At 64.1% G+C, this 22,667-nt stretch carries 20 protein-coding genes; 6 read left to right on the top strand and 14 right to left on the bottom strand.

The genetic code is table 11. The annotated features are described in order from the left end of the window. The first annotated feature begins 26 nt into the window (after positions 1 to 26). Positions 27 to 1,013: a methyl-accepting chemotaxis protein gene (locus QZ497_RS11525; protein ID WP_295474666.1), complete on the top strand. Its 987-nt coding sequence runs from the start codon at positions 27 to 29 to the stop codon at positions 1,011 to 1,013. Between the two features lie 279 nt (positions 1,014 to 1,292). Here the strand turns inward: QZ497_RS11525 and QZ497_RS11520 are convergent, their stop codons facing one another. From QZ497_RS11520 to QZ497_RS11505, 4 genes are all read right to left on the bottom strand, one after another. Beyond that, positions 1,293 to 2,213, bottom strand: a complete 921-nt coding sequence (locus QZ497_RS11520; RefSeq protein ID WP_295474621.1) for an amidohydrolase family protein — start codon at positions 2,211 to 2,213, stop codon at positions 1,293 to 1,295. A 62-nt stretch (positions 2,214 to 2,275) separates the two neighbouring features. Further along, entirely contained in the window at positions 2,276 to 3,622 is a 1,347-nt protein-coding gene (locus QZ497_RS11515) for an MFS transporter (protein WP_295474618.1), read from the bottom strand. A gap of 43 nt (positions 3,623 to 3,665) precedes the next feature. After that, positions 3,666 to 4,586 (bottom strand): SMP-30/gluconolactonase/LRE family protein, encoded by a 921-nt coding sequence (locus QZ497_RS11510; protein WP_295474616.1) that lies wholly within the window; start codon positions 4,584 to 4,586, stop codon positions 3,666 to 3,668. Between the two features lie 211 nt (positions 4,587 to 4,797). Then, on the bottom strand, positions 4,798 to 6,126 hold the full coding sequence (locus QZ497_RS11505) for a hypothetical protein (protein WP_295474613.1): 1,329 nt from the start codon (positions 6,124 to 6,126) through the stop codon (positions 4,798 to 4,800). 282 nt (positions 6,127 to 6,408) lie between these two features. Here QZ497_RS11505 and QZ497_RS11500 point away from each other — a divergent pair, with 282 nt between their 5' ends. The 3 genes from QZ497_RS11500 (at position 6,409) to feaR (ending at position 9,540) form a co-directional block, all read left to right on the top strand. Further along, entirely contained in the window at positions 6,409 to 7,908 is a 1,500-nt protein-coding gene (locus QZ497_RS11500; protein ID WP_295474610.1) for an APC family permease, read from the top strand. Beyond that, positions 7,889 to 8,467: a DUF3156 family protein gene (locus tag QZ497_RS11495; protein WP_295474607.1), complete on the top strand. Its 579-nt coding sequence runs from the start codon at positions 7,889 to 7,891 to the stop codon at positions 8,465 to 8,467. The genes QZ497_RS11500 and QZ497_RS11495 overlap by 20 nt, the downstream gene beginning before the upstream one ends. A 113-nt stretch (positions 8,468 to 8,580) precedes the next feature. Continuing rightward, positions 8,581 to 9,540 carry a transcriptional regulator FeaR gene (gene feaR, locus QZ497_RS11490; protein ID WP_295474605.1) on the top strand — a complete coding sequence of 320 codons (960 nt, stop codon included), beginning with the start codon at positions 8,581 to 8,583 and terminating at the stop codon, positions 9,538 to 9,540. Here the strand turns inward: feaR and QZ497_RS11485 are convergent. After that, the gene (locus tag QZ497_RS11485; RefSeq protein WP_295474602.1) at positions 9,524 to 11,317 is read right to left on the bottom strand and encodes a bifunctional diguanylate cyclase/phosphodiesterase; all 1,794 of its coding nucleotides are present in this window, start codon (positions 11,315 to 11,317) and stop codon (positions 9,524 to 9,526) included. The genes feaR and QZ497_RS11485 overlap by 17 nt on opposite strands. 122 nt (positions 11,318 to 11,439) lie before the next feature. Continuing rightward, positions 11,440 to 13,521 (bottom strand): carboxy terminal-processing peptidase, encoded by a 2,082-nt coding sequence (locus QZ497_RS11480; protein ID WP_295474599.1) that lies wholly within the window; start codon positions 13,519 to 13,521, stop codon positions 11,440 to 11,442. Between the two features lie 135 nt (positions 13,522 to 13,656). Between QZ497_RS11480 and QZ497_RS11475 the strand changes: the two genes are divergently transcribed. Further along, entirely contained in the window at positions 13,657 to 14,622 is a 966-nt protein-coding gene (locus QZ497_RS11475; RefSeq protein WP_295474597.1) for an NAD(P)H-quinone oxidoreductase, read from the top strand. Between the two features lie 51 nt (positions 14,623 to 14,673). On the opposite strand, the gene QZ497_RS11470 is transcribed toward QZ497_RS11475, so the two are convergent. From QZ497_RS11470 to QZ497_RS11450, 5 genes are all read right to left on the bottom strand, one after another. Beyond that, positions 14,674 to 15,327 carry an HAD family phosphatase gene (locus QZ497_RS11470; RefSeq protein WP_295474594.1) on the bottom strand — a complete coding sequence of 218 codons (654 nt, stop codon included), beginning with the start codon at positions 15,325 to 15,327 and terminating at the stop codon, positions 14,674 to 14,676. Positions 15,328 to 15,453: 126 nt separating this feature from the next. Further along, entirely contained in the window at positions 15,454 to 16,443 is a 990-nt protein-coding gene (locus QZ497_RS11465; protein ID WP_295474591.1) for an ABC transporter ATP-binding protein, read from the bottom strand. A gap of 1 nt (position 16,444) precedes the next feature. Then, on the bottom strand, positions 16,445 to 17,242 hold the full coding sequence (locus tag QZ497_RS11460) for an ABC transporter permease (protein ID WP_295474588.1): 798 nt from the start codon (positions 17,240 to 17,242) through the stop codon (positions 16,445 to 16,447). Then, positions 17,229 to 18,071, bottom strand: coding sequence for an ABC transporter permease subunit (locus QZ497_RS11455; RefSeq protein ID WP_295474585.1), 843 nt, complete (start codon positions 18,069 to 18,071; stop codon positions 17,229 to 17,231). The genes QZ497_RS11460 and QZ497_RS11455 overlap by 14 nt, the downstream gene beginning before the upstream one ends. 69 nt (positions 18,072 to 18,140) lie before the next feature. After that, entirely contained in the window at positions 18,141 to 19,205 is a 1,065-nt protein-coding gene (locus QZ497_RS11450) for an ABC transporter substrate-binding protein (protein WP_295474582.1), read from the bottom strand. A gap of 332 nt (positions 19,206 to 19,537) precedes the next feature. On the opposite strand from QZ497_RS11450, the gene QZ497_RS11445 reads away from it, so the two are divergent. After that, positions 19,538 to 20,257, top strand: a complete 720-nt coding sequence (locus tag QZ497_RS11445; RefSeq protein WP_295474579.1) for a UTRA domain-containing protein — start codon at positions 19,538 to 19,540, stop codon at positions 20,255 to 20,257. 60 nt (positions 20,258 to 20,317) lie between these two features. On the opposite strand, the gene QZ497_RS11440 is transcribed toward QZ497_RS11445, so the two are convergent. The 3 genes from QZ497_RS11440 to minE all read right to left on the bottom strand — a co-directional run bounded on the left by QZ497_RS11440 (position 20,318) and on the right by minE (position 22,664). Beyond that, positions 20,318 to 21,607, bottom strand: a complete 1,290-nt coding sequence (locus QZ497_RS11440; protein WP_295474576.1) for a M18 family aminopeptidase — start codon at positions 21,605 to 21,607, stop codon at positions 20,318 to 20,320. Between the two features lie 62 nt (positions 21,608 to 21,669). Continuing rightward, on the bottom strand, positions 21,670 to 22,305 hold the full coding sequence (locus QZ497_RS11435) for an RluA family pseudouridine synthase (RefSeq protein WP_295474574.1): 636 nt from the start codon (positions 22,303 to 22,305) through the stop codon (positions 21,670 to 21,672). A gap of 98 nt (positions 22,306 to 22,403) precedes the next feature. Further along, on the bottom strand, positions 22,404 to 22,664 hold the full coding sequence (gene minE, locus QZ497_RS11430; RefSeq protein ID WP_295474571.1) for a cell division topological specificity factor MinE: 261 nt from the start codon (positions 22,662 to 22,664) through the stop codon (positions 22,404 to 22,406). Positions 22,665 to 22,667 lie beyond the last annotated feature (3 nt).

Raw genomic sequence — 22,667 nt, 5'->3', positions numbered from 1 at the left:
GTGTTCTTCACGTCCGGGGTGCGCAGATGCTGTTCAACAACAAGAAACGATGGGGCGACGAACTCAGCCAGGTATTGCAGCGGCTGGCCGGTGGCGAATCAGCGCTGGCGGCGGATGCCGCGCTGTGGCGTGACCACCCGCAACTGCTCATTGACTTGCAGCGCCTGGCGCTTCAGCGCGAGGCGCTGACCCGGCAGCTACAGCAGGCTGAAGCCGCGCGGGCCGCGCTGCAGGCCGACCTGGATGCCCGGGGGGAGGCCCTGCAGGCCTTGCGTGCCGAACATCTGAATCTGCAGGAGCAATTGCCGGCCTTGCAGACCCATAACGGCCAGTTGCAACAGGCCCTGAGCGCCCAGCAGGACGAGAATGCCTCCTGGGAACTGCTGCATTCGACCCTGACCGAAGGCTTCTGGGACATTCGCGTGGCCAATGGGCGCATCGACGATCCGGCCAGCGACATGCGCATTTCCGATGCATTTCGCAGCCTGATGGGCTATACGCGCCAGGAGCTGCCCGATGGCTGGGATGCCCAGGTGAACATCTCTCACCCCGATGACCTGCCGCAGGTCATGGCCATCTTCGAGCGCGAAATTGTCCTGCCCGGTGGCAGCGGCGAGTACATGTTCGAGTTCCGCATGCGCCACAAGACCCGTGGCTACATCTGGTGTCGCGAGCGTGGCCGTGCCCAGCGTGATGCTCACGGGGTACTGCTGCGGGTGATGGGGGCGGTGCGGGACATCAGTGACGAGCGCTCGGCGAAGGCCAGCCATGCGCAGATGCTCGAACAGAACGAAGCGACCTACGGGCAGATTTCCACCGTGGTGGGGGTGATCAAGGGCATCGCCGAGCAGACCAACCTGCTGGCCCTCAATGCCGCCATCGAGGCGGCACGGGCGGGTGAGGTCGGGCGCGGCTTCGCGGTGGTGGCCGACGAGGTCAAGAAGCTGGCCCAGAGCACGCGGCATGCCACCCAGCAGATCCAGACCATGCTGGTTCAGGACAACCGCAGCTAGGCGCAAGGCTGTTCAGTTTGACCAGATTGGAGCGGCTTCAGCCGCGAAGCGAGCGCATGGTCACAGCAGATGCAGTGGATTTCCTGGCGCTTTCGCGGCTAAAGCCGCTCCCACCGGGCCAGTATTGCGGCTAAAGCCAATACTGGTCAGTTAGGCCGGGTAGGAGCGGCTTCAGCCGCGAAGCGAGCGCATGTTCACGACAGATGCAGTGAATTTCCTGGTGCTTTCGCCGCTGAAGCGGCGCCTACGGGTTTTTACGGTCATAGATGAGGCAGTGGCTTAGCCGAAGTCGTAAAGGCTGACCGGGTTGTCCCGCAGAATTCGCGTGCGAGCCTCGCTGGAGGGTGCCCACTCGGCCAGCAGGTCGAGGATCGCGGCGTCGTCGGGTTTGTTCTGGTTCACCGTCGGATGCGGCCAGTCGCTGCCCCACACCAGCCGCTCCGGGTTGATGCGCACCAGTTCGCGGGCGACTGCGCCGACGTCCTGGTATCCCGGTGCACCCTGTTTCGAGCGTAGGTAGGGGCCGGACAGCTTCACCCAGGTGCGCTGGTTGTCCAGCAGGCGAGTCAGCGTGGCGAAGGCCGGCGAGGTCACCCCTTCGGGCTGGGGGACGTGGCCCATATGGTCGATGACCAGCCTGGCAGGCAGGTTCGCCAGGCGGGTTTCCAGCTCCAGCAACTGGTTGCCGGGCGCGACCACCTGAACGTTCCAGCCACGCTCGTTGACCCGCGCCGCCAGACGCTCCAGGTCGTCGAGGCTGGCACCTCCGTAGCTGAGGTTGAAGCGGATGCCACGCACGCCGGCCTCGTGCAGTTCGTTCAGTTGCGCGTCTGTGATGCTGCCATCCACCACGGCGACTCCCCGGGCCTCGCCCTGGGCCTGGCGCAGCCCGTCGAGCAGCAGGCGGTTGTCGGTGCCATAGGTCGACGGCGTGACGATGACCATGCGCCGCAGGTGCAGGCGCTCCTGGACCTGTCGATAGTCGGCCAGCGAGGCATTGGGCGGCAGCAGCTTGGCGTCCGGGGCCGCCGGGTAGCGGTCGTCGTAGAGGTGCATGTGGCAGTCTACGCTGCCGGGCGGAGGCACCAGCCGGGCGGCGTTGTCGCCTGAGGAATAACGGTAGCTGGCCAGTGCGTCCATCGACAGCAGGGCGCCGGTGGCGGCACTGGCCTGGAGGAACTGGCGTCGGGTCATGCTCATGCGCGAATCTCGTTGTTGTTGTCATGAAATGCCGGCCCGTTGCGGGCCGGCGATGCGATCGATCAGGCGCCTTTTTCCTCGGCGGTCTGCGCGAGGCCCGGTTGCTGGCGGCGCGCCGGATCACCCAGCCAGAGCATCAGGCAGACCCCGAGCATGAGGATCGACGCCACCGCATAGAAGGGCACGGAGAACGACTGCGTGGCGTCCTTGATCAGGCCGATCAGGAACGGCCCGGCGAAGCCGCCCAGGTTGCCGATCGAGACGATCAGCGCCAGGCCGCCTGCCGCCGCGCGGCCGGTGAGGATGGTCGAGGGAATGGCCCAGAAGGTGGCCTGGAACGCCAGAATGCCGGACACGGTCATTGCCAGGCAGGCGACCTTCAGCACCGAGTTGTCTGCCAGTGCCGCACCCACCAGCGCGACGGCGGCGAAGCTCAGGGCGCTGACCACGTAGGGCAGGCGGTGTTCACTGCGGTTGGCCAGGCGTGCCCAGAGGGTCATCGACAGGGCACCGAGGATGTAGGGCAGGGCGGTGACCAGGCCGACGCTACTGTTGCTCATGCCCAGGCTCTTGATGATCTGTGGCATCCACAGGCCGATGCCGACCGAGCCGACGATGCAGCAGAAATTGATGACCGCCAGGGTGAAGACCTTGGGGTTGGTCAGCGCGCTGCGCAGGGTATGGCCGTGGGACGAGCCGATGGCTTGCTGTTCCTGCTTCAGGCGGTCGTTGAGCCAGGCTTTCTCGCGCTCGTTCATCCAGCGCGCCTTGGCCGGCGTGTCGACCAGCACGAACAGGCAGGCGATGCCCAGCAGCACGGCGGGCAGCGCTTCCACCACCAACAGGAACTGCCAGTTCTTCAGGCCCATGATGCCGTGCATTTCCATCAGCCAGCCCGACAGCGGCGAGCCGATGATGTTGGCCGTGGGAATGCCCAGCAGGAACGCGGCGATGGCCTTGGCCCGCCATTTGCCGGGGAACCAGTAGGTGAAGAACAGGTAGACGCCAGGGGTGAAACCCGCCTCGGCGACGCCGAGCAGGAAGCGCAGGATGCTGAAGCTGACCGGCCCGGTGGCGAAGGCGGTGGCCATCGAGATCAGGCCCCAGGTCACCATGATCCGGGCGATCCAGATCCGCGCGCCGAAGCGCTGCATGAGCAGGTTGCTGGGAATCTCGAAAATGAAATAGCCGAAGAAGAACAGCCCGGCGGCCCAGCCGAACATCGTGGCGGTCAGGCCCAGGTCCTTGTTCATGCTGATGGCGGCGAAGCCGACGTTGGTGCGGTCCAGGTAGCTGACCACGTAGCACAGGAAGATGAACGGCATGATGCGCAGCATGACGCGGCGCAGCAGTTTTTCACCCTCGGCGTCGGACAAGGGGAGGAGCGGAGCGGTAGTGTCCTGAGTCATGACGTCACTCTTTTATTGTTCTTGGACGGTTTTTTTGGGGCTGTCAGCTGTGTGAGTACATCGCCAGGCCCGCTGTGCTGGTGGTCACCTGGAGGATCGAGCCGGATTCCGATTCGGTGATGTAGAGGTTGCGGTTGTCTGCGCCGCCGAACGCCAGGTTGGTGTTGCTGATGCCCTGGCAGGAAACGATGCGTTGCAGCGGCTCGGCGACCTTCGACAGCTTCCATACCGAACCGAACCCGGTATGCGCGATATACAGGTTGCTGTCCTGGTCGAGAGCCAGGCCGTCGGGGCCGCCCAGGCCGCCGTGCAGTTGGGCGAACACCCCGACCTTGCCGATGATCGAGCCGTTGCCCAGGGGGATGCGCCAGATCTGCTGTGCGCGGGTGACGGCGATCAGCAGGTGGTTCAGATGTGGGTCATAGACGATGCCGTTGGGGCTGGGGATGGTGTTGATCAGGCACGACAGCTGGCCGTCGTGGCTCAGCTTGTAGACCCGCCCGCTGGCATCCTGCAGGCCGGTCTGGCCCTGGTCGGTGAAGTAGAGGTCGCCGTTGGGCGCGAACACCAGGTCGTTGACGCCCTTGAAGCCTTCGGAGCCGGCCGATTCCAGCAGAGGTTCGATGTGCCCGCTGTGCGGGTCGAGGACCATGATTCCGCGTTTGTAGTCGGTGATGAAGATCCGGCCATCGCGATGGATCTTCAGGCCATTGGGCCAACCGTCGTATTCGCAGACCAGGGTCCATTCGCCCTGGGGCGAGATGCGGAAGATGCGACCGTAGGGGATGTCGGTCACGTAGAGATTGCCATGCCGATCGAAGGATGGCCCTTCCAGGAACGAGTCGATTGCACGCCCCTGGCGATTGGCGTCCGCCCAGGCGGTGCGGCGCGCGTTGCGGAATTGATCGGGCAGACGGGTGAAGACCTGGGTCTCGACGACGGCCGGGGCCGGAAAGAAGCTCATGCGGGCCTCCTGTTGCGCAGGTTGTTATTGGATTTAATGAAACGCAATTTCAAAATAAAGCATCAAAAACAAAAAAGCGACCCTGAGGTCGCTCGTTTTTTGCGATTTACACTCTTTCTTGAATTTTTATCGGGTTTTTATTGAAACCTTGTTCTGAAGTAAGAGGGCGTTTTCGCCTGGCGGTGGGTTCAGGCCTGCTGGCCGGAGACACTCAGAACGGCACGGCGACGATCAGCTGGCTGTAGACGTTGGTGCCGTTGCCACCGAACTGGCTGCCGCCGTTGTCCTGGCCCTTGCGGGGTTTGTACAGGGCCACCAGCGGCGTGATGATCAGGTGCTCATTGATTGCCCACTCGGCGTACAGGTCGGTTTCCCGGCCGTCGAGGTTGAGCGCCTGGCCCGTATGCAGGGTGCGGTAGTCGAAGAACAGCGCGCCGAGGGTCAGGTTTTCCAGGGGCTTGGCTTTCAGTGCCAGGTGGTGGATCCGGGTGTTGCTGTTGAAGGGGCCGGCATAGTTGGCGGCCACCTCACCCTGGAACCAGGTGCCGAACCCGCGGTTCTGACCGTTGAACAGGGCGTCCCAGCCTTCGGAGTAGCGGCTGTAGCGGTAGGTGAGGTCCGGACTCCAGGGCAGGTTCGCGAAGGTGTAGCCGCCTTCCAGGTACCAGGCTTTCTCGGCGCCCGCGTCCTTGTCCTGCCAGGCGTATTCGAAGGAGAAATGCGCGTTGTCGATACCGGCATTGCCTGCACCGCGCAGGCTGTAGATGTCCATGCCATCGCGCTGGCGCTGGAAGTCGCTGGCGTAGCGGTCATCCACGCCCAGGCCGTGGATCCAGGTCAGCCCCAGGGTGCCGGGTGCGGCGCTGTATTCCAGGGTGCCAGCGGCCATTTCTGTCTTGGCCTGGGCACGATTGTCGGACTTGAACCACAGCAGGCTGCCGTGCAGGCCGTCCTTGCCGCCCAGGCGCAGCACTGCGGTCTTGTCGAAGGCGTGCCGGGCTGCCAGGTAGTACGCACCGCCGCGGTTCAGGTCGCCATCGGCCACCCCCTTGCCCATGTTGATGCCGTCGTCGTTGATGATGAAGCCGTCGCCCAGGGTGATCACCTGGCGGCCCCATGACAGATCGACGCCATCCTTGCCCAGTAACGGGAACAGTTCGCCGGACTTCCAGCCGGCGAAGGCTTCGTCGAATTTGCTCGTACGTTCACTGCCGTCGGTGAAACCGGCGGCGTCGCCGTCACCCCAGGTCGCCGAGCTGACCAGGTTGGCGGTGCCGTACAGGCTGCCGAACGAGCCCAGCCCCTGGGTGCCGCTCAGACCGTACTTGATGAAGCCCTCGCGCCAGGTCGAGCCGCCGGACGTGCCGTCATAGTTCTTGCGGCTGTTGAAGTGCCCATATACGGCGAGGAAGTTGCCGGTCAGGGTGGTGTCGTCGTCGCTGTAAAGCGCCACGGCCTGAGCCTGGCTGGCACCCAGCAGGGTGCTCAGGCCAAGGCCGAGCAGGGTGGGCAGAGTATTGCGTCGGTTGAAGCGCTCCATGGGTGTCGTCCCCTTCGTCTGTGGTTGGCTGCCCGCACAGTTAGGGGTACCCGGCGGACCTGAGTCTTTGCAGCGGCTGCCAGTCTCTTGTCCCTGCTGGCCAGTCAGGCGCGACTGGCAGGCTGCAACAAGACGTCCGTCAGCCAGGGTCAAGACGTCGGGTGAGGGCGGGCGCAAAGTGAATGGCATCAAGCGGCCAGACCTGTGGCATCCGCGGCAACGGCCCGCGACTTGCCTGCCAGGGGTTGCCGCTCACGCCAACGACCACTCCAGGGGCCAGACATGTCACTTCATCAGCAGCTCGACGCGCACCTCAACCGCGGCACGGTCGGTTTTCCCACCGCGCTGGCCAGTACCATCGGCCTGATCATGGCCAGCCCAGTGATCCTCACCGCCACCATGGGCTTCGGCATCGGCGGCAGCGCCTTCGCCCTGGCGATGATCCTCGCGGTGATCATGATGCTGGCCCAGGCCACCACGTTCGCCGAGGCGGCTTCGATCCTGCCGACCACCGGCTCGGTGTACGACTACATCAACTGTGGCCTGGGGCGTTTCTTCGCGATCATGGGCACCCTGGCGGCCTACCTGATCGTCCATGTGTTCGCGGGCACGGCGGAAACCATCCTGGCCGGGGTCATGGCCCTGGTGAACTTCGAACACCTCAATACCCTGGCCGAATCGGCCGGCGGTTCCTGGCTGCTGGGCGTCGGCTTCGTGGTGGTGCTGGGCGTGCTCAACATGTTCGGGGTCAGTGCCTTCGGCAAGGCGGAGATCATCCTCACCTTCGGCATGTGGGTGACGTTGATGACCTTCGGTGTGCTGGGCCTGATCGCTGCGCCGGCGGTGCAGCTCGACGGCTGGTTCGGTGCGTCGCTGGTGGGCACCGATCTGGTGACCGTCCTGTCCCTGGTCGGCATGGCGATGTTCATGTTCGTCGGTTGCGAGTTCGTCACCCCGCTGGCACCGGACCTGCGCCGCTCGGCCAAAGTCATGCCCAAGGCGATGATCCTCGGCCTGTTGGGCGTGGCCAGTTGCATGTTCATCTACGGCGCGGCGATGAAGCGCCAGGTCGAGAACGTGGTGCTGGACGCCGCCACGGGTGTGCATCTGCTGGATACACCGATGGCGATCCCGCAATTCGCCCAGCAGGTGATGGGCGATATCGGCCCGGTGTGGCTGGGTATCGGCTTCCTGTTCGCCGGCGCGGCGACCATCAATACCCTGATGGCGGGCGTACCGCGGATCATCTATGGCATGGCGGTGGATGGCGCATTGCCGAAGGTGTTCACCTACCTCAGCCCGCGCTTCAAGACACCGATACTCTGCATTCTGGTGGCCATGCTGATCCCGTGCCTGCATGCCTGGTACCTGGGGGGTAACACCGACAACATCATCCACCTGGTGCTGGCCGCCGTGTGTGCCTGGAGCACTGCCTATCTGCTGGTGACCCTCTCGGTGGTCAGCCTGCGTATCCGTCGCCCCGACTTGCCACGCGCCTATCGGTCGCCGCTGTTCCCGCTGCCGCAGATCGTTTCCAGTGTCGGCATCCTGCTGGGCATGTGGTTCATTACCCCGCCTGGCATGAACCCGGCGGACATCTACGTGCCGTTCGGCGTGATGCTGGCCGCCACGGCCGCCTATGCGTTGTTCTGGACCCTGGTCGTCCAGCGTGTCCATCCGTTCAGGCCGGCGCGGGTCGAAGACGTGCTGGCCAAGGAGTTCGCCAGCGAGCCCGGTGTGCACGCGAAGGAGGATGGCAGCGATGCTTTCAAGACTGTTTGATCGTCTGAGCGCCGAGCGCAACCCCAGCGGCTACCGGCCTGGAGTGACCCTCGAGCACCTGCGGCGTAACCTTGGCGTGGCGGGTTGGCACCTGCTCGACGCGCAGCGTGCACGGCTGACGCTGGGCGAGCTGGTGTTTGAAGTGCGCGAGCGCACCGAGTCGCAGCTGTTCATGCACTTGGTGATGAGCGAATTCGTGCTGCAGGTGCAGGGCCGCTCGCGGTGCACGGGGCGCTATGCGGTGCACCATGGCGGCGCGATTCGGCGCACCGGCCTGCACTGCCGTGCGCGTGGCGGTGACGGCCAGGCGCTGGCTGACCTGCAGGCGGCACTGTTGCACGATGCGCCGTTGCGCGAGGCGCTGATGCCGCTGGACTTCAAGCACCTGCGCTTGGAAGTGACCGACGGCCTGTGGTGCCTGCGCCTGGAGCACATGGGCGGCAGCGAAGTGGTCAATCGCCTTCCGGCGTTTCGCCGCTACATCGCCCTGGGCGCCGAGCAGAAGGCCTGCCTGTTCGCAGCACTGCAAGCCTGGCGGCGCATCCTCGGCGAGATCTGAGCGCGCCTGGCACGCATCCTGCCTTCATCCGATGAATCCCAGTGACCGTTGTGCGCATATTGTTAACATGTTATCAATGCGCGCATAACAACAAGATTCTCGTGGAGGTAGGTATGCAATCTGATCAGCTCGCCCGCCAGGGCCTCGAACAATGGACGACCACACTGCATGCCATCTGTGGTCGTTTCGACACCGAGCTGGCCTTCAATCGCTCTCTGTTCATCGGCCAGATCCACACCTGGAAGCGTTCCGGGCTGGAGCTGGCCAGCCTGCGCACCAATGCCGGCAACATTACCCGCCAGGCTGGCAGCGCCGACCTGGACAACGATGCCGAATGCTTTCTGGTCAGCCAGCGCTCCGGCTACTCGCAGATCACCCAGCACGGCACCAGCATCCGCCTGGCGCCCGGTGAGCTGTTGCTCATGGACTCTGCCGGGCACTGCCAGATCACGCCGTTCGGGCTGATCGAGCATGCCTCGCTGTCACTGCCGCGTCGTGACGTCTACAAGGGGCTCAAGGGCCGCCCGGCATTCGGCAGGATCTCCGCCACGCGTACCTGCGGGCGCATGCTGCACGTGCTGATGGATCAGATGTGCAAGCACGCCGGTGATGACGAGAACCCCGAAGACGACCCGTACGGCCTGCAGAATGCCCTGGTCTCGTTGCTGCCGTCGGCCCTCGAACAGGCTGAGGCAGCCTGTGTCGATGCGGCGGTGCTGGGCAATGCCAACCTGCGCGGCTGCGTGCAGAAACTCATCGACGAGTCCCTGGGCCAGCCTGGCCTGACCCCGGCGGCCCTGGCGGCGCGGTTGAATATTTCGGTGCGCCACCTGTACCGGCTGTTCGAAGAGGAAGGCGACAGCGTATGCCGCTATATCCAGCGTGCCCGCCTCAAACGCAGTGCCGAGGACCTGGCCAACCCCTTCCTGCGCAACGAATCCATCACCACCATCGCCTACAAGTGGGGGTTCACCGATTCGGCGCATTTCAGCCGTTCGTTCAAGAAGCAGTTCGAGCAGTCGCCCAAGGATTTCCGCAGCCTGAGCCTGGTGCAGACTACGGGCACTGCCTGAACAGGTGCGGGCGCAACGGCGCGGTGTCTGGCAGGGTGTCGATGCAATGCAGGCTGGCGCCGATCACCTCTTTGGCGTAGTGCTTGGCCTGGGAGGCGAGGTCGGCCAGCTGGTTGGCGTCGATGCGGCCGCAGGCCTCCTGGCGCAGGTGCACGACCCCGATGGACAGCGACAGCAGGGGAAACTCCTGGCGCAGACCCTGGCGATTGAGGGCGATGAAACAACCCGCCTCCAGGTGCTCGGCGCGGTAGAAACGTCGGCACTGGTTCTGGAAATCGTCGAGCAGCGTCTGCAGGCGTTTTTGCCAGTCGTCCGGTCCCAGCACCATCAGGAAGTCATCGCCACCGATATGCCCGACGAAATCGCGGCTCGGGTCGATGCGGTCGTTCAGGCACTGTGCCAGGCACAACAACACCTCGTCGCCACGCGCATAGCCGTAGATGTCGTTGAAAGGTTTGAAGCTGTCGATGTCCACGTAGCAGATCACCGACTCCCGGCCCTGTTGCAGCAGGCGTGCCAGGCACTGCTGGATCGGTACGTTGCCGGGTAGCAGGGTCAGCGGGTTGGCGTAACGGGCCTGCTGGATCTTCATCTCGGTAATCAGCTTGAGCACGTCGATCAACCGGCCCAGTCCCACGTAGCTGCCATTGCAGGTGATGATGAAGTCTTCTTCGATGCGCTGGCGGGCACGGCTGGTCAGCAGCCGGCTGACCTGTTGCAGCGATTGGTTCTGCTCCACGGCCAGGAAGTCTTCGCTCATCAGCCGGCTGATCGGTTTGCGCGCGAACAGCTCGGTGGCGAAAGGCTTGAGCAGGGCTTCAGAAAGCGAATGACGGTGCACGATGCCGCACGGGCGCTGGTGTTCGTCCAGTACCGCGACGGAGTTGAGGTTGGCCTGTTGGCGAAAGGCTTCGAGCACCCGCGCCGTCGGCGTGTCATGGCTGACCGCCGCCTGCCGGTTGAGCAGGGCGCTGAGGTCGGCGTTATCCTCATTCAGCGAGGGGCTGGGACCTTCCGCCTTCGGCAGCATCAGGCGGGCGTCCTGCACCGGGTTTTCCTGCGGGCGGGCCAGCAGATAGCCCTGCACCAGGTCCACGCCCATGTCGACCAGCACACTCAGTTCTTCAGCCAGTTCGATACCCTCGGCGATCACCGTGGCCCGCGAGGCCTTGGCCATCTGCAACATGGAGCCGACGAACTCGCGCTTGACCGCATCCTGGTGGATGCCGTCGATGAAATGACGGTCGATCTTCACGTAGTCCGGGCGCAGTTCCGACCACAGGCGCAGGCTGGAGTAGCCGGCCCCCAGGTCGTCCAGGGCGATGGAGAAACCCATGTCGCGATAGTGATGCAGGGCCTTGTAGAGCAGGCTGAAGTCATCGGTGGGGGTCTGCTCGGTGAGTTCGATGACCACGTCCTGGGGCGCGATGCCGTAGCGCTGCAGCATGTCCAGGGTGCGCCCTGGCGGGTGTGAGGCCTCCAGCAGCGATTCGGGCGAAACGTTGAGGAACAGCTTGCCCGGCAGGGCCTGCTGGCTGAAGCGGCGGCAGGCATTCTCACGGCAGGCCAGCTCCAGCTCGCTCAGTCGGCCGCCTTGGCGGGCTACGGCGAACAGGCTGATCGGTGAATGCAGGGTACTGTTTGACGGGCCGCGGGTCAGGGCCTCGTAACCGAGGATGCGCCGCTCGGAGAGCATGACGATGGGCTGAAACAGACTGTGCAACTCACCACGAGCCAGGATGGAACTCAGCGCGCTCAATTGCTCGGTCACGGTCATGGTGGTCTCTGCTACAAAAATAAAAGGTCTGACCCCCTTACAGGGGGCAGACCTTTATTTGACTACAGAATCATGACTGCTTGATGACGGATTGGCAATTTGCCATTAGTTCCGTCGGTTGTTCACTTTTTTGCCACAGAGGCGCTGAGACCCAGATAGTCGATGAGAATACGCCCGGTCTCGGCCAGGTAGGCGTCATCCTCGGGCTTGGCCTTCTCGTCGTCGGTCGGCAGCGCGTCTTCGTCTTCCTTCTTCAGTTCCTTGAGCGGTTCCTCGCCCTTGGCTTTGCGCCGGGTGTTTTCCAGCGCCAGTTGCTGGTTCTCGATGGAGGTATGCTCGGCGCGACGATCGGCTTCGTTGAGGCTTACGGTCTTCTCGCTCATCAGCTTGCGCGCCAGGGCCAGACGGTCTTCGATGAACACGAACTCCGCGTCCTTGACTTTGCGCTGGTCGTGGCGCGCCTGCAACTGCGCGAGGAACGGCTTGAACGGGTCGACTGCCGGACGCACGGCCGGGCGGATGCTGTCCCACGGCATGGCTTCAGGCAGCGCGCTCTCGCCGATTTCCTTGGTGTCGATCAGCGACGGGTAGGTGATGTCCGGCACCACGCCCTGATGCTGGGTGCTCTGCCCGGAAACCCGATAGAACTTGGCCAGGGTCAGCTTCAGTTCGCCATGGTTGAGCGGCTGGATGGTCTGCACGGTACCCTTGCCGAAGGTCTGGCCACCGATGATCAGCGCCCGGTGGTAGTCCTGCATGGCGCCGGCGAAGATCTCCGAGGCCGAGGCCGAGAGACGGTTGACCAGTACCGCCATCGGGCCTTTGTAGAAGGCCCCCTTGGCTTCGTCTTCGAGCACGTCGACCTTGCCGTCGGCGTTGCGTACCAGCACGGTCGGGCCCTTGTCGATGAACAGGCTGGTCAGCTCGGTGGCCTCCTGGAGCGAACCACCGCCGTTGTTGCGCAGGTCCAGCACCAGGCCGTCGACCTTCTCGGCCTGCAGCTCGGTAAGCAGTTTCTTCACGTCACGGGTGGTGCTCTTGTACTCGGGGTCGCCCGCGCGATAAGCCTTGAAGTCGAGGTAGAACGCCGGAATCTCGATCACGCCGAGCTTGTAGTCACGGCCATCCTGGTTCAGGTGCAGAATGGATTTCTTGGCGGCCTGTTCTTCCAGCTTGACGGCCTCGCGGGTGATCGACACCACCTTGCTGGTCTGGTCGTTCGGCGCATTGCTGGCCGGGATGATTTCCAGGCGCACCACCGAGCCTTTCGGCCCGCGGATCAGCTTGACCACTTCGTCCAGGCGCCAGCCGATCACGTCGACCATTTCCTTGTCGCCCTGGGCCACGCCGATGATCTTGTCGGCGGTGGACACCTGCTTGGTCTTGGCGGCCGGGCCGGCTGGCACCAGGCGCACGATCTTGACGTTGTCGTTGTCGCTCTGCAGCACCGCACCGATGCCTTCCAGCGACAGGCTCATGTTGATGTCGAAGTTTTCCGCGCTATCAGGCGACAGGTAGTTGGTGTGCGGATCGTAGGACATCGCGAAGGAGTTCAGGTAGGCCTGGAAGATGTCCTCGGCGCGGGTCTGGCTCAGGCGCGCCAGCTGGTTCTTGTAACGCTTGGTGAGGGTTTCCTGGATCTTGGCCGGGTCCTTGCCCGCGATCTTCAGGCGCAGCACCTCGTCCTTGACCCGCTTGCGCCACAGGTCGTCCATCTCGGCTTCGTTCTTCGGCCAGGGGGCGTCCTTGCGGTCGACCAGCAGGGTTTCCTTGGTGGCGAAGTCCATCTTGTCGACGCCCTTGTTCAGCTCCGCCAGGGCGAACTCCAGGCGCGATTTGCTGCGGTCGAGGAAGCGCTTGTAGATGGTGAAGCCGGCGTTGAGGTCGCCGCTTTTGAGGAAGTCGTCGAACTGCGTCTGCCACTTATCGAATTCGGCGATGTCACTAGCCAGGAAGTAACTGCGCGACGGGTCGAGCAGCTTGAGGTAGCTGTTGTAGATGATCACCGAGCGCTTGTCGTCCAGCGGCGGCTTGCTGTAGTGGTGGCGCTTGAGCAGTTCCACCACGTTGAGGCTGGCGATCACTTCGTCGCGGTCGGGCTGAAGCTTGTCCCAGGCGTTGGCGGCAAAGGTGCTGGCGGACGTCGACAGGGTGCCGAGGCCAATGAGCAGGGCGAGGGCGGTGCTCGGGAAGAAATGCTTCATGCTGATTCGACGCGGAGACAATTGATAACGCATATTAGGCCGTCTTAGAAATCGCCGGTTCCATGGACCCGGTCGCATAATGCACAAGCCCGCGCAAAGGCGGCGGGCTCAGTCCTGACTCACTATGGAGGCACCGTGAAGGCATTGCAAGGCGTTAACGGACAGTTGGAATGGGTCCAGACACCAAGTCCGACCCTGGACGTCGGTCAAGTCCGCATCAAGGTCGCGGCGGCGGGGCTCAACCGTGCCGACCTGCTGCAGATCAAGGGCCACTATCCACCACCGCCTGGAGCCAGCGAATTCCTTGGCCTGGAGTGCTCCGGGGTGATCGCCGAGGTAGGTCCCGGCAGCAGTTGGCAGGTCGGCGACCGGGTCTGCGCCTTGCTGGCCGGGGGTGGCATGGCCGAGGAAGTCGTGGTCGACGGTCGCCATGTGCTGCCAGCCCCGGAAAACCTGAGCCTGGCCGAGGCCGCCTGCCTGCCGGAGGTGTATGCCACGGCCTGGTTGAACCTCTTCGAACTGGCCGCCATCAAGCCCGGCGAGAAGGTTCTGCTGCACGCCGGGGCAAGTGGAGTTGGTTCAGCGGCCATTCAGCTGTGCAAGGCCTTCGGCAACCCGGTATGGGTCAGTGTCGGTTCCGCCGAACGCCTGGCCTATTGCGTCGAGCTGGGCGCTCAGGGGGGTGTGGTGCGCGGTGACAACCTCGCCGGCCTGGAAGCCTTCGCGCCGTTCGATGCAGTGCTCGACCCGGTGGGCGGCAACGAATACGCCGCGCTCAACCTCAAGCTGCTGGGCCAGGACAGCCGCTGGGTGCTGATCGGCGTGATGGCCGGGCGCAAGGCCGAGATCGACCTGGCCCAGGTGCTGGGCAAGCGCATTCACCTGTTGGGGTCGACCCTGCGCAGCCGTGACGAGCAGTTCAAGGCCACCCTCATCAGCGACCTGGCCCAGCAGGTCTGGCCGCTGTTCGTCGAGGGTCGCCTCAGCCCGCAACTGTCGCGCACCTTCCCGGCCGAACAGGCCAGCGAGGCCTATGCCACGCTGGAGAGCAACCAGGTGTCAGGCAAGGTCGTGCTGGTCATCGACCCGCAACTGCAATGAGGCGCAGCGGGCCCGGCAACCGCTGCCGGGCCCGCTGCGTTCGGGCCGTTGTCACTTCCAGTGATGGATCGGCCAGCCGGCCTGGCGTGCGTGTTCCAGCAGCACCGGGTCGGGATTGACCACGTGCGGGTGGTCGACGGTCTGCAACAGCGGCAGGTCGTTGCGCGAGTCGGAATAGAAACTCGCGCCTTCGAGGTTTTCCCCTTCGGCGTCCAGCCATTGCATCAGCCGTGTGACCTTGCCCTGCTGGTAGGTCAGGGTGCCTGTGGTGGCGCCGCTGTACACGCCATGCTGGACGTCCAGGTCGATGGCCAGCACTTCGTCGATGCCCAGGCGCTCGGCGATGGGCGCCACCAGGTGCACGCTGGAGGCGGAGATCACCAGGATACGGTCACCCTGGGTACGGTGTTCGGCGATGGCCTTGCAGGCGTCGCTGAAGATGATCGGCTCGATGACGTCCTCGACCCAGGGGCCGACCAGATGCTCGACTTCTTCGGGGGTACGCCCGGCCATGGGCTCCAGGCTGAACGCCATATAGTCTTCCATGGCCAGCTCGCCGGCCTTGTAGGCGTCCATCATCTCGTTGTTGCGGCGCATGAACGACTCGGGGTCGACCCAGCCCAGGCGGCCCATGTGCTCGCACCACAGCGTCGAGCAGTCGCCGTCGATGAGGGTTTCGTCCAGGTCGAAAATGGCTACGGGCATTGTTGCGGTCCTTTGTCAGCGTGAGGGCGGCACTGTAACCCGTCGCGGCGCCCTCGGTCGCGATAACCCTGCTTCAGGTTCGGCAGAGTGGCGTTGGCACAGGGGCAGTCGTGGCCCGCACGCCGGTCAGGAAAGTGTGCAAATGGCGGCCGGGTCGATGCTCAGCCCGACCTTCTGGCCGTCGGCCTTCAAGTCAGCCGCCGAGCGATTGAGTACGTCGACCACCAGATCCACCTCGTTGCTGCGGACCCGGTAGCGGATCACGTTGCCCAGCAGGCTGTGGCTGAGGATTTCCCCGGCCAGCGGGCCGTCGGCGTGCAGCTCGATGGCCTCCGGGCGGATCGCCACGCGCCCGGCTACAGGGCGTTGCAGCAGGCGGCTGGCGACAGCGGCGTCGAGCAGGTTGTAGTTGCCGATGAAACCGGCGGCAAAGGCGTCCACCGGCGCGGTGTACAGCGACTCGGCGTCACCGCTCTGCACGATACGGCCCTGGTTCATCAGCACGATACGGTCGGACAGGGTCAGGGCTTCTTCCTGGTCATGGGTGACGAAGATCGTGGTCAGGTTCAGTTCGCGCTGGATGGCACGAATCTGCTCGCGCAAGTGCTTGCGGATGCGTGCGTCCAGGGCCGACAGCGGCTCGTCGAGCAGCAGCAGGCGCGGGCGGGTGACCAGCGAGCGGGCCAGGGCCACGCGCTGGCACTGGCCACCGGACAGCTGGTGCGGGTAGCGCCCGGCGAAATCCTGCAGTTCTACCAGGCGCAGCATCTCGGCGACACGCTGGGCGCTTTCCTCGCGGCTGACCTTCTGCATGCGCAGGCCGAAGGCCACGTTCTGCTCCACGGTCATGTTGGGAAACAGCGCGTAGCTCTGGAACACCATGCCGATGTTGCGCTTCTGCGGGTTGAGCGGCACCAGGTCCTGGCCGTCGAGCAGGATGCGCCCGCTGTCCACCGGAGTCAGCCCGGCGATGCAGCGCAACAGGGTCGACTTGCCGCAGCCGGAAGGACCGAGCAGCGTGATGAACTCGCCCTTGTCGATGCGGCAGTGGATGTCGCTGACCACGGGCGTGCCGGTGTAGCTCTTTTGCAGGTTCTCGATACTGATGAAGCTCATTTCAGTCCTTGTCCTTGTTCAGTCGGTTGGCGACCCAGGTCAGTACCAGCACGAAGAGGAAGTAGGAAATCACCAGGGCACTGTTGAAGTGGCCGCTGCTGTCGCGCATGTTGTTCAGGTACACCTGCAGGGTCTCGTAGCGGGTGCCGACCAGCAGGTTGGCGAACACGAACTCGCCGAACAGGAAGGAGAACGACAGCAGCACGGCGACCATCAGGCCCTTGCGCAGGTTGGGCAGCACCACCATGAAGGCCGCCTGCCAGGTGCTGGCGCCGAGCAGGCGCGCGGCGTCCATCAGGTCGATCAGATTGATCGCCTGCAGGTTGTTGGTGATGGCGCGGTACATGAAGGGCAAGGCGATGGTGAAGTAGCAGCCGATCAGGATCCACGGCGTGCCGACCATGGCCATGCTGCCTGAACCATAGAGCTGCAGCAGGCCCACCGAGGACACCACCGGCGGCACCGCGAAGGGCAGCAGGATGAGGATGTTCATCAACCCGTCGAGCCGCGGGAAGTGGTAATGCACCACGAACAGCAGCGGCAGGATCAGTACCACCGAAAGCAGCAGCGCACCGACGCAGACCAGCAGCGACTGGGCGAAGGCGTTGAGAAAGCGCGCGTCGCTCCACAGCGCCAGGTACCACTTGAAGGTCAGGCCGCTGGGCAGGATGGTCGCCGACCAGCTGGTGGCGATCGAGTACAGGAAGGTGCCGGCCAGCGGCAGCAGCAGGATCAGGAACAGCAGCCAGACCACCGTGCGGTGGTAGAGGCTGGCGGGGCGTCGTTCAGCGCGCGACATGGTAGCTCCTCTTCAGCAGCCACTGGTGTACCAGGGTGACCAGGGTCATCAGGCCGACGAGAATCATCGCCAGGGCGCTGGCCATGTTCGGGTCCAGGGTGATATCGCCGGAGACCATGGCGGCGATGCGGATCGGCAGCACGTTGAAGTTGCCGACGGTCAGGGCGTACACCGTGGCGTAGGCACCGAGGGCGTTGGCCAGCAGGATCACGAAGGTGCCCAGCAGCGCCGGGGTCAGCACCGGCAGACCGATGTGCCACCAGAACTGCCAGGGGCCGGCGCCGAGCAGCGCGGCAGATTCGGACCAGTCCTGGCGCAGGGCGTCGAAGGCCGGGTAGAGCAGCAGCACGCCCAGGGGAATCTGGAAATAGGTGTAGACGATGATCAGCCCGGTCTTGGAGTACAGGTTGAAGTCACCGATGATCCCGCTCTGCTTGAGAATCAGCGTCAGCGCGCCGTTGAAGCCCAGCAGGATGATGAAGGCGAAGGCCAGCGGTACGCCGGAGAAGTTGCTGGTCATGTTGGCGAAGGCGGTGACGAAGTCACGCAGCCGCGAGTCGACCTGGCGCAGCGACCAGGTGCCGATCACCGCGATGACGATGCCGAACAGGCTCGACCAGAAGCTGATTTCCAGGCTGAACTGCATGGCCTGGCGATAGAAGCGCGAGTTGAAGGCCTTGCTGAAATTCTCCAGGCCCCAACCGTTGTCGGACTGCAGGCTGTGGATCGCCACCCAGGCCAGCGGGGCGATCTGGAATACGATGAAGAACAGGGCGAACGGTAACAGGCATGTCAGTGCCAGCCATTGCCCGCGGGAGAACTGCTTCAAATCCGTTGCTCCGGGCCATGAGGTGTAGCGCTGGCGGACGCGGTGTGCGCCACGCCCGCCAGCCGGGTGTCAGTTCATCTCGATGATGACCTGCTCGTTCCACTTCTGAGGCAGCGCCTTGGAAGTCTTCTCCCAGGCCTGCGCGTCCTTGATCGGCGTGACGTGCTTGTACTGTTCGTTGGGCAGCAGCTTGGCCTTCACGTCGTCCGGCAGGGTGATGTGCTCGGCACGAATCGGCCGCGCGTTGCCCTTGGCCAGGTTGATCTGCCCGGCGTCGCTGAAGATGTATTCGCGGGTCAGCTTGGCGGCGTTGGGGTGCTTGGCGTACTTGTTGATGATGGTGGTGTAGCCAGAGATCACCGAGCCGTCGGAGGGGATCAGCACCACGAAGTCATCGGGGTTGGCCATCTTGGCCTTGTAGCTCAGGCCGTTGAAGTCCCAGACCACACCGACTTCCACTTCACCCTTCTCGATGGTCTGGATGGTCGGGTTGGCCAGCGACAGGCGCTTCTGTTTGGCCAGCTCGGTGAACAGCTGCAGGCCCGGCTCGATGTTGGTCTCGTCACCCTTGAAAGCGAACGAGGCAGCCAGCACGCCGTTGGCGGCCTGGGCGGCGGTGCTCACGTCACCGATGGAAACCTTGTATTTGCCGGTCTTCAGGTCGGCCCAGCTTTTCGGGATGTCCGAGCCGTGCAGCAGCTTCTTGTTGACGATGAAGGCGATGGTGCCGGTATAGGCCAGCGCCCAGTGACCGTCCTTGTCCTTGGCCCAGTCCGGAACCTGTTCCCAGGTGCTCGGCTTGTAGGGCTGGGTCACGCCCTTGGCGGCGGCGATCGGGCCGAAGGCCGCCCCGACGTCACCGATGTCGGCGCTGGCGTTGTCTTTCTCGGCGTCGAACTTGGCCACTTCCTGGGCCGAACTCATGTCGGTGTCGGTGTGCTTGAGGCCGTACTTGGCGGTCAGGTCGGTCCAGGTGCCTTTCCAGTTTGCCCAGTCGTCGGGCATGCCGACGCTGTTCACGGCGCCTTCGGCCTTGGCGGCGTCTTCCAGGGCTTTGATGTCGGTGTTCGCAAAGGCCGCGTTGCTCAAGGCAATGGCCGAACCCAGCAGTGATGCCAACAAAAGGTGTTTCATTCGAAGCTCCTTGGTGCACTTGCGGCAAGAGGTGTTGGTCGTGGTCTAGATCAGCAATACCTGAGCCAAATTAGGCGCTTTGCATGACATTTTCGTGTCGGGCGCTGGGACTGGCGCGTTTGTTGTTCGCTCAGATGGCGCTGCGAACTAAGCGTAGACTACCGCCCGGGCCTTGCTGGACAAGGTGTTGCGCCGTGTCATGGACTAGTCTTGGCAAGCTTGGCCAGGCGAATGTCACAGGACAGTCATGTCCAGGACATAGGCTCACAGGCAGGTTCCAGAGAGGCGCGCGTGCCCTTGTCTGGGGCTGGTATAGACCAGAAAGGTAGCTTATGCGCGATGATGAACCACGAGCGGTGACCACCATTTGCCACGCCTTGCAGGAGCAGATCCAGCGTGGCCTGTTGCCGCCGGGTGAAAAGCTGCCGGCCGAGCGTCAGCTCAGCGAAGTGTTCGGCACGACGCGCATTACTTTGCGTGAAGCCCTGGTGCAGCTCGAAGCCCAAGGCCTGATCTACCGCGAAGAGCGGCGCGGCTGGTTCGTTTCGCCACCCCGGCTGGCTTATGACCTCAACAGCCGCAGCCACTTCCACGCGATGGTCGCCGCCCAGGGGCGCGAGCCACAGACCCAGATGCTCTCGGCGCGCCTGCAGCCGGCCTCGGCGTCGATCTGCCAGCGCCTGCAACTGCCGGCGCTGTCCAGCGTGATCCAGATCTGCCGAGCGCGCCGCATCGACCGGCGGCCCGTGCTGTATGTCGAGCATTACCTCAAGCCAGAGTATTTTCCCGGCATTCTCGACTGCGATCTCGACCAGTCACTCACCGAGCTGTACGCCGAGCGCTACGGGGTGCACTACGGGCAGGTGACGTTCGACCTGTTGCCGACTGCCCTGCATGCCGAAGCCGCTGCGGCCTTGAAGGTGTCACTGGGCACGCCTGGCTTGTGCATCGCGCGGGTCAATCATGACCGCGAGGGGCGGCTGATCGATTGCGACCTGGAGTACTGGCGGCACGACGCGATTCATGTCAGTGCGGTGATGCGCGACCGCTGAGCGGTGGAAGCGGCTTGAGCCGGGATTTCCTTGCGGCTCAAGCCGGTCCTGCAGGAGTGCTCAGGGCAATTCGGTGCTGGCGTAGAACGCCCCGAGGACCTTGACCAGGTGCGCCAGGTCGTGGCTGCCGGCCAGCTCGCGGATCGAGTGCATGGCGAAGGTCGGCAGGCCGATGTCCACGGTGCGGATACCCAGATGGCTGGCCGTGATGGGGCCGATGGTCGAGCCACAACCCATGTCGCTGCGCACCACGAAGCTCTGCACCGGGACTTCTTCGGCCATGCACAAGTGGCGGAAGAAACCGGCGGTTTCGCTGTTGGTGGCGTAGCGCTGGTTGCTGTTGACCTTGATCACCGGCCCGGCGTTGAGCTTGGGCCCGTGGTTGCCATCGTGCTTGTCGGCGTAGTTGGGGTGTACGCCATGCGCGTTGTCGGCCGAGACCAGCAGCGAACGCTGGATGGTGCGCACGTAGTCTTCGTGGTCGCCGACCAGGCGCTGGACGATCTGTTCGAGCATCGGGCCGTCGGCGCCGCAGGCCGAGGCCGAGCCGATTTCCTCGTGGTCGGTGCATACCAGCAGGCAGGTCTGCTCGCTGTCGCTGTTGAGCAGGGCCTGCAGGCCGGCGTAGCACGACAGCAGGTTGTCCAGGCGCGCCCCGGCGATGAAGTCCTGGTTGAGGCCGATCACGGCGGCGCTCTGGGTATCGTAGAAGCTCAGCTCGTAATCCAGCACCACGTCGGCGTTGAGGTCGTGCTCGCGGGCCAGTTGGTCGGTGAGCAGCGCACGGAAGTCCGCACGTTCATCACCGGCCACCTGGGCCAGGATCGGCGGCAGTTCGGTCTGCGGGTTGATGTGCCAGCCTTCGTTGGCGCTGCGGTTGAGGTGGATCGCCAGGTTGGGGATCACCGCGATCGGCGCACGGAAGTTGATCAGCTGGCTCTCGACCTTGCCGTCACGGCGGAACGTCACCCGCCCGGCCAGCGACAGGTCGCGGTCGAACCAGGGCGCCAGCAGGGCGCCGCCGTAGACTTCCACGCCCAGTTGCCAGAAACCCTGGCGCTGCAGTTCAGGCTGCGGCTTGACGCGCAGGCAGGGGCTGTCGGTGTGTGCGCCGACCATGCGGATGCCGCTGATCAGTGGCGAGTGGCGACCCATGCGAAAGGCCACGATGGACGAGTCGTTGCGGGTCACGAAATACCGGCCACCGGCTTCGACGGCCCAGGTGTCGCGTTCGTCGAGGCGCTGGAAACCGGCGGCTTCCAGATGTTGTACGAGGGTGGCGGTGGCATGGAACGGGGTGGGCGAGGCCTTGAGGAAGTCGATCAGGCCCTTGTTCAACTCTTCACGCATAAATCACTCCAGACAGCAGTGCCGCGAGTTTATCGCATCGGGGCGGCTTTGGCCGCGCAGGATCAGAACGGTGCCGGGCATTCGAAGCGCAGACGCTCGCCGCTGACCGGGTGGCTGAAGCTCAGCGTGCTGGCATGCAGGCACAGTCTCGGGGAAGCGGCCAGCGCCTCGGCATGCGCATACAGGCCGTCGCCCAGCAGTGGGTGGCCGATGGACAACATGTGCACGCGCAGCTGGTGCGAACGACCGGTGATGGGGGTCAGTTCCACGCGGCAGTGATCGGCATGACGTTCGAGGATCTTCCAGAAGGTCAGGGCGTGCTTGCCCTGTTCGTGGTCGACGACGTGGCGTGGCTTGGTCGGCGGGTCGTAGCGCAGTGGCAGGTCGATACTGCCGCTGTCCAGTTCTGGCTGGCCCCAGCACAGTGCGGTGTAGGCCTTCTCGGTCTCGCGGTCGTGGAACTGCCGGGACAGCTCGCGGTGGCTGTCGGCGTCGCGGGCCAGCAGGATGATGCCGGAGGTTTCCCAGTCCAGACGGTGGACGATGCGTGCCTCGGGGTAGCCGTTATCCTGCAGGCGGGTGATCAGGCAGTCCTTGTTGTCCTCGGCGCGGCCGGGCACGGACAGCAGAAAGGCAGGTTTATCGACCACCAGGAAGGCGGCGTCCTGGTGAAGAATGCGGATGTTCGACAGCGGCATGCGGGTAGACGGCCTCGGTGCACGATGAAAAACGCGAGCGGCGCAACCGGAGGCCTCCCTGGCGGGAAGCTCCGATTGCGCCGCTGGCGTTTGCCGGATCAGCGATCAGGCAGGGTTACGTTGAGTTCCAGGATCGAGCAGCTGCCCTGGTTTTCCAGAGCGACCTGCACCTGGTCGGACTCAATGCTGACGTATTTACGGATCACTTCCACCAGCTCCTTCTGCAGGGCAGGGAGGTAGTCGGGGGCCGTGTTGCCGCGTTGGCCGCGCTCGTGCGCTACGATGATCTGCAGACGCTCTTTCGCTACCGAAGCGCTGTTGGCTTTCTTGCGGTCGCGAAAGAAGTCGAAAATATTCATGCG

The sequence above is a fragment of the uncultured Pseudomonas sp. genome, assembly GCF_913777995.1.
In the GTDB taxonomy this organism is placed as follows: Bacteria; Pseudomonadota; Gammaproteobacteria; order Pseudomonadales; family Pseudomonadaceae; genus Aquipseudomonas.
This window is presented reverse-complemented; position numbering and strand designations above follow the sequence as displayed.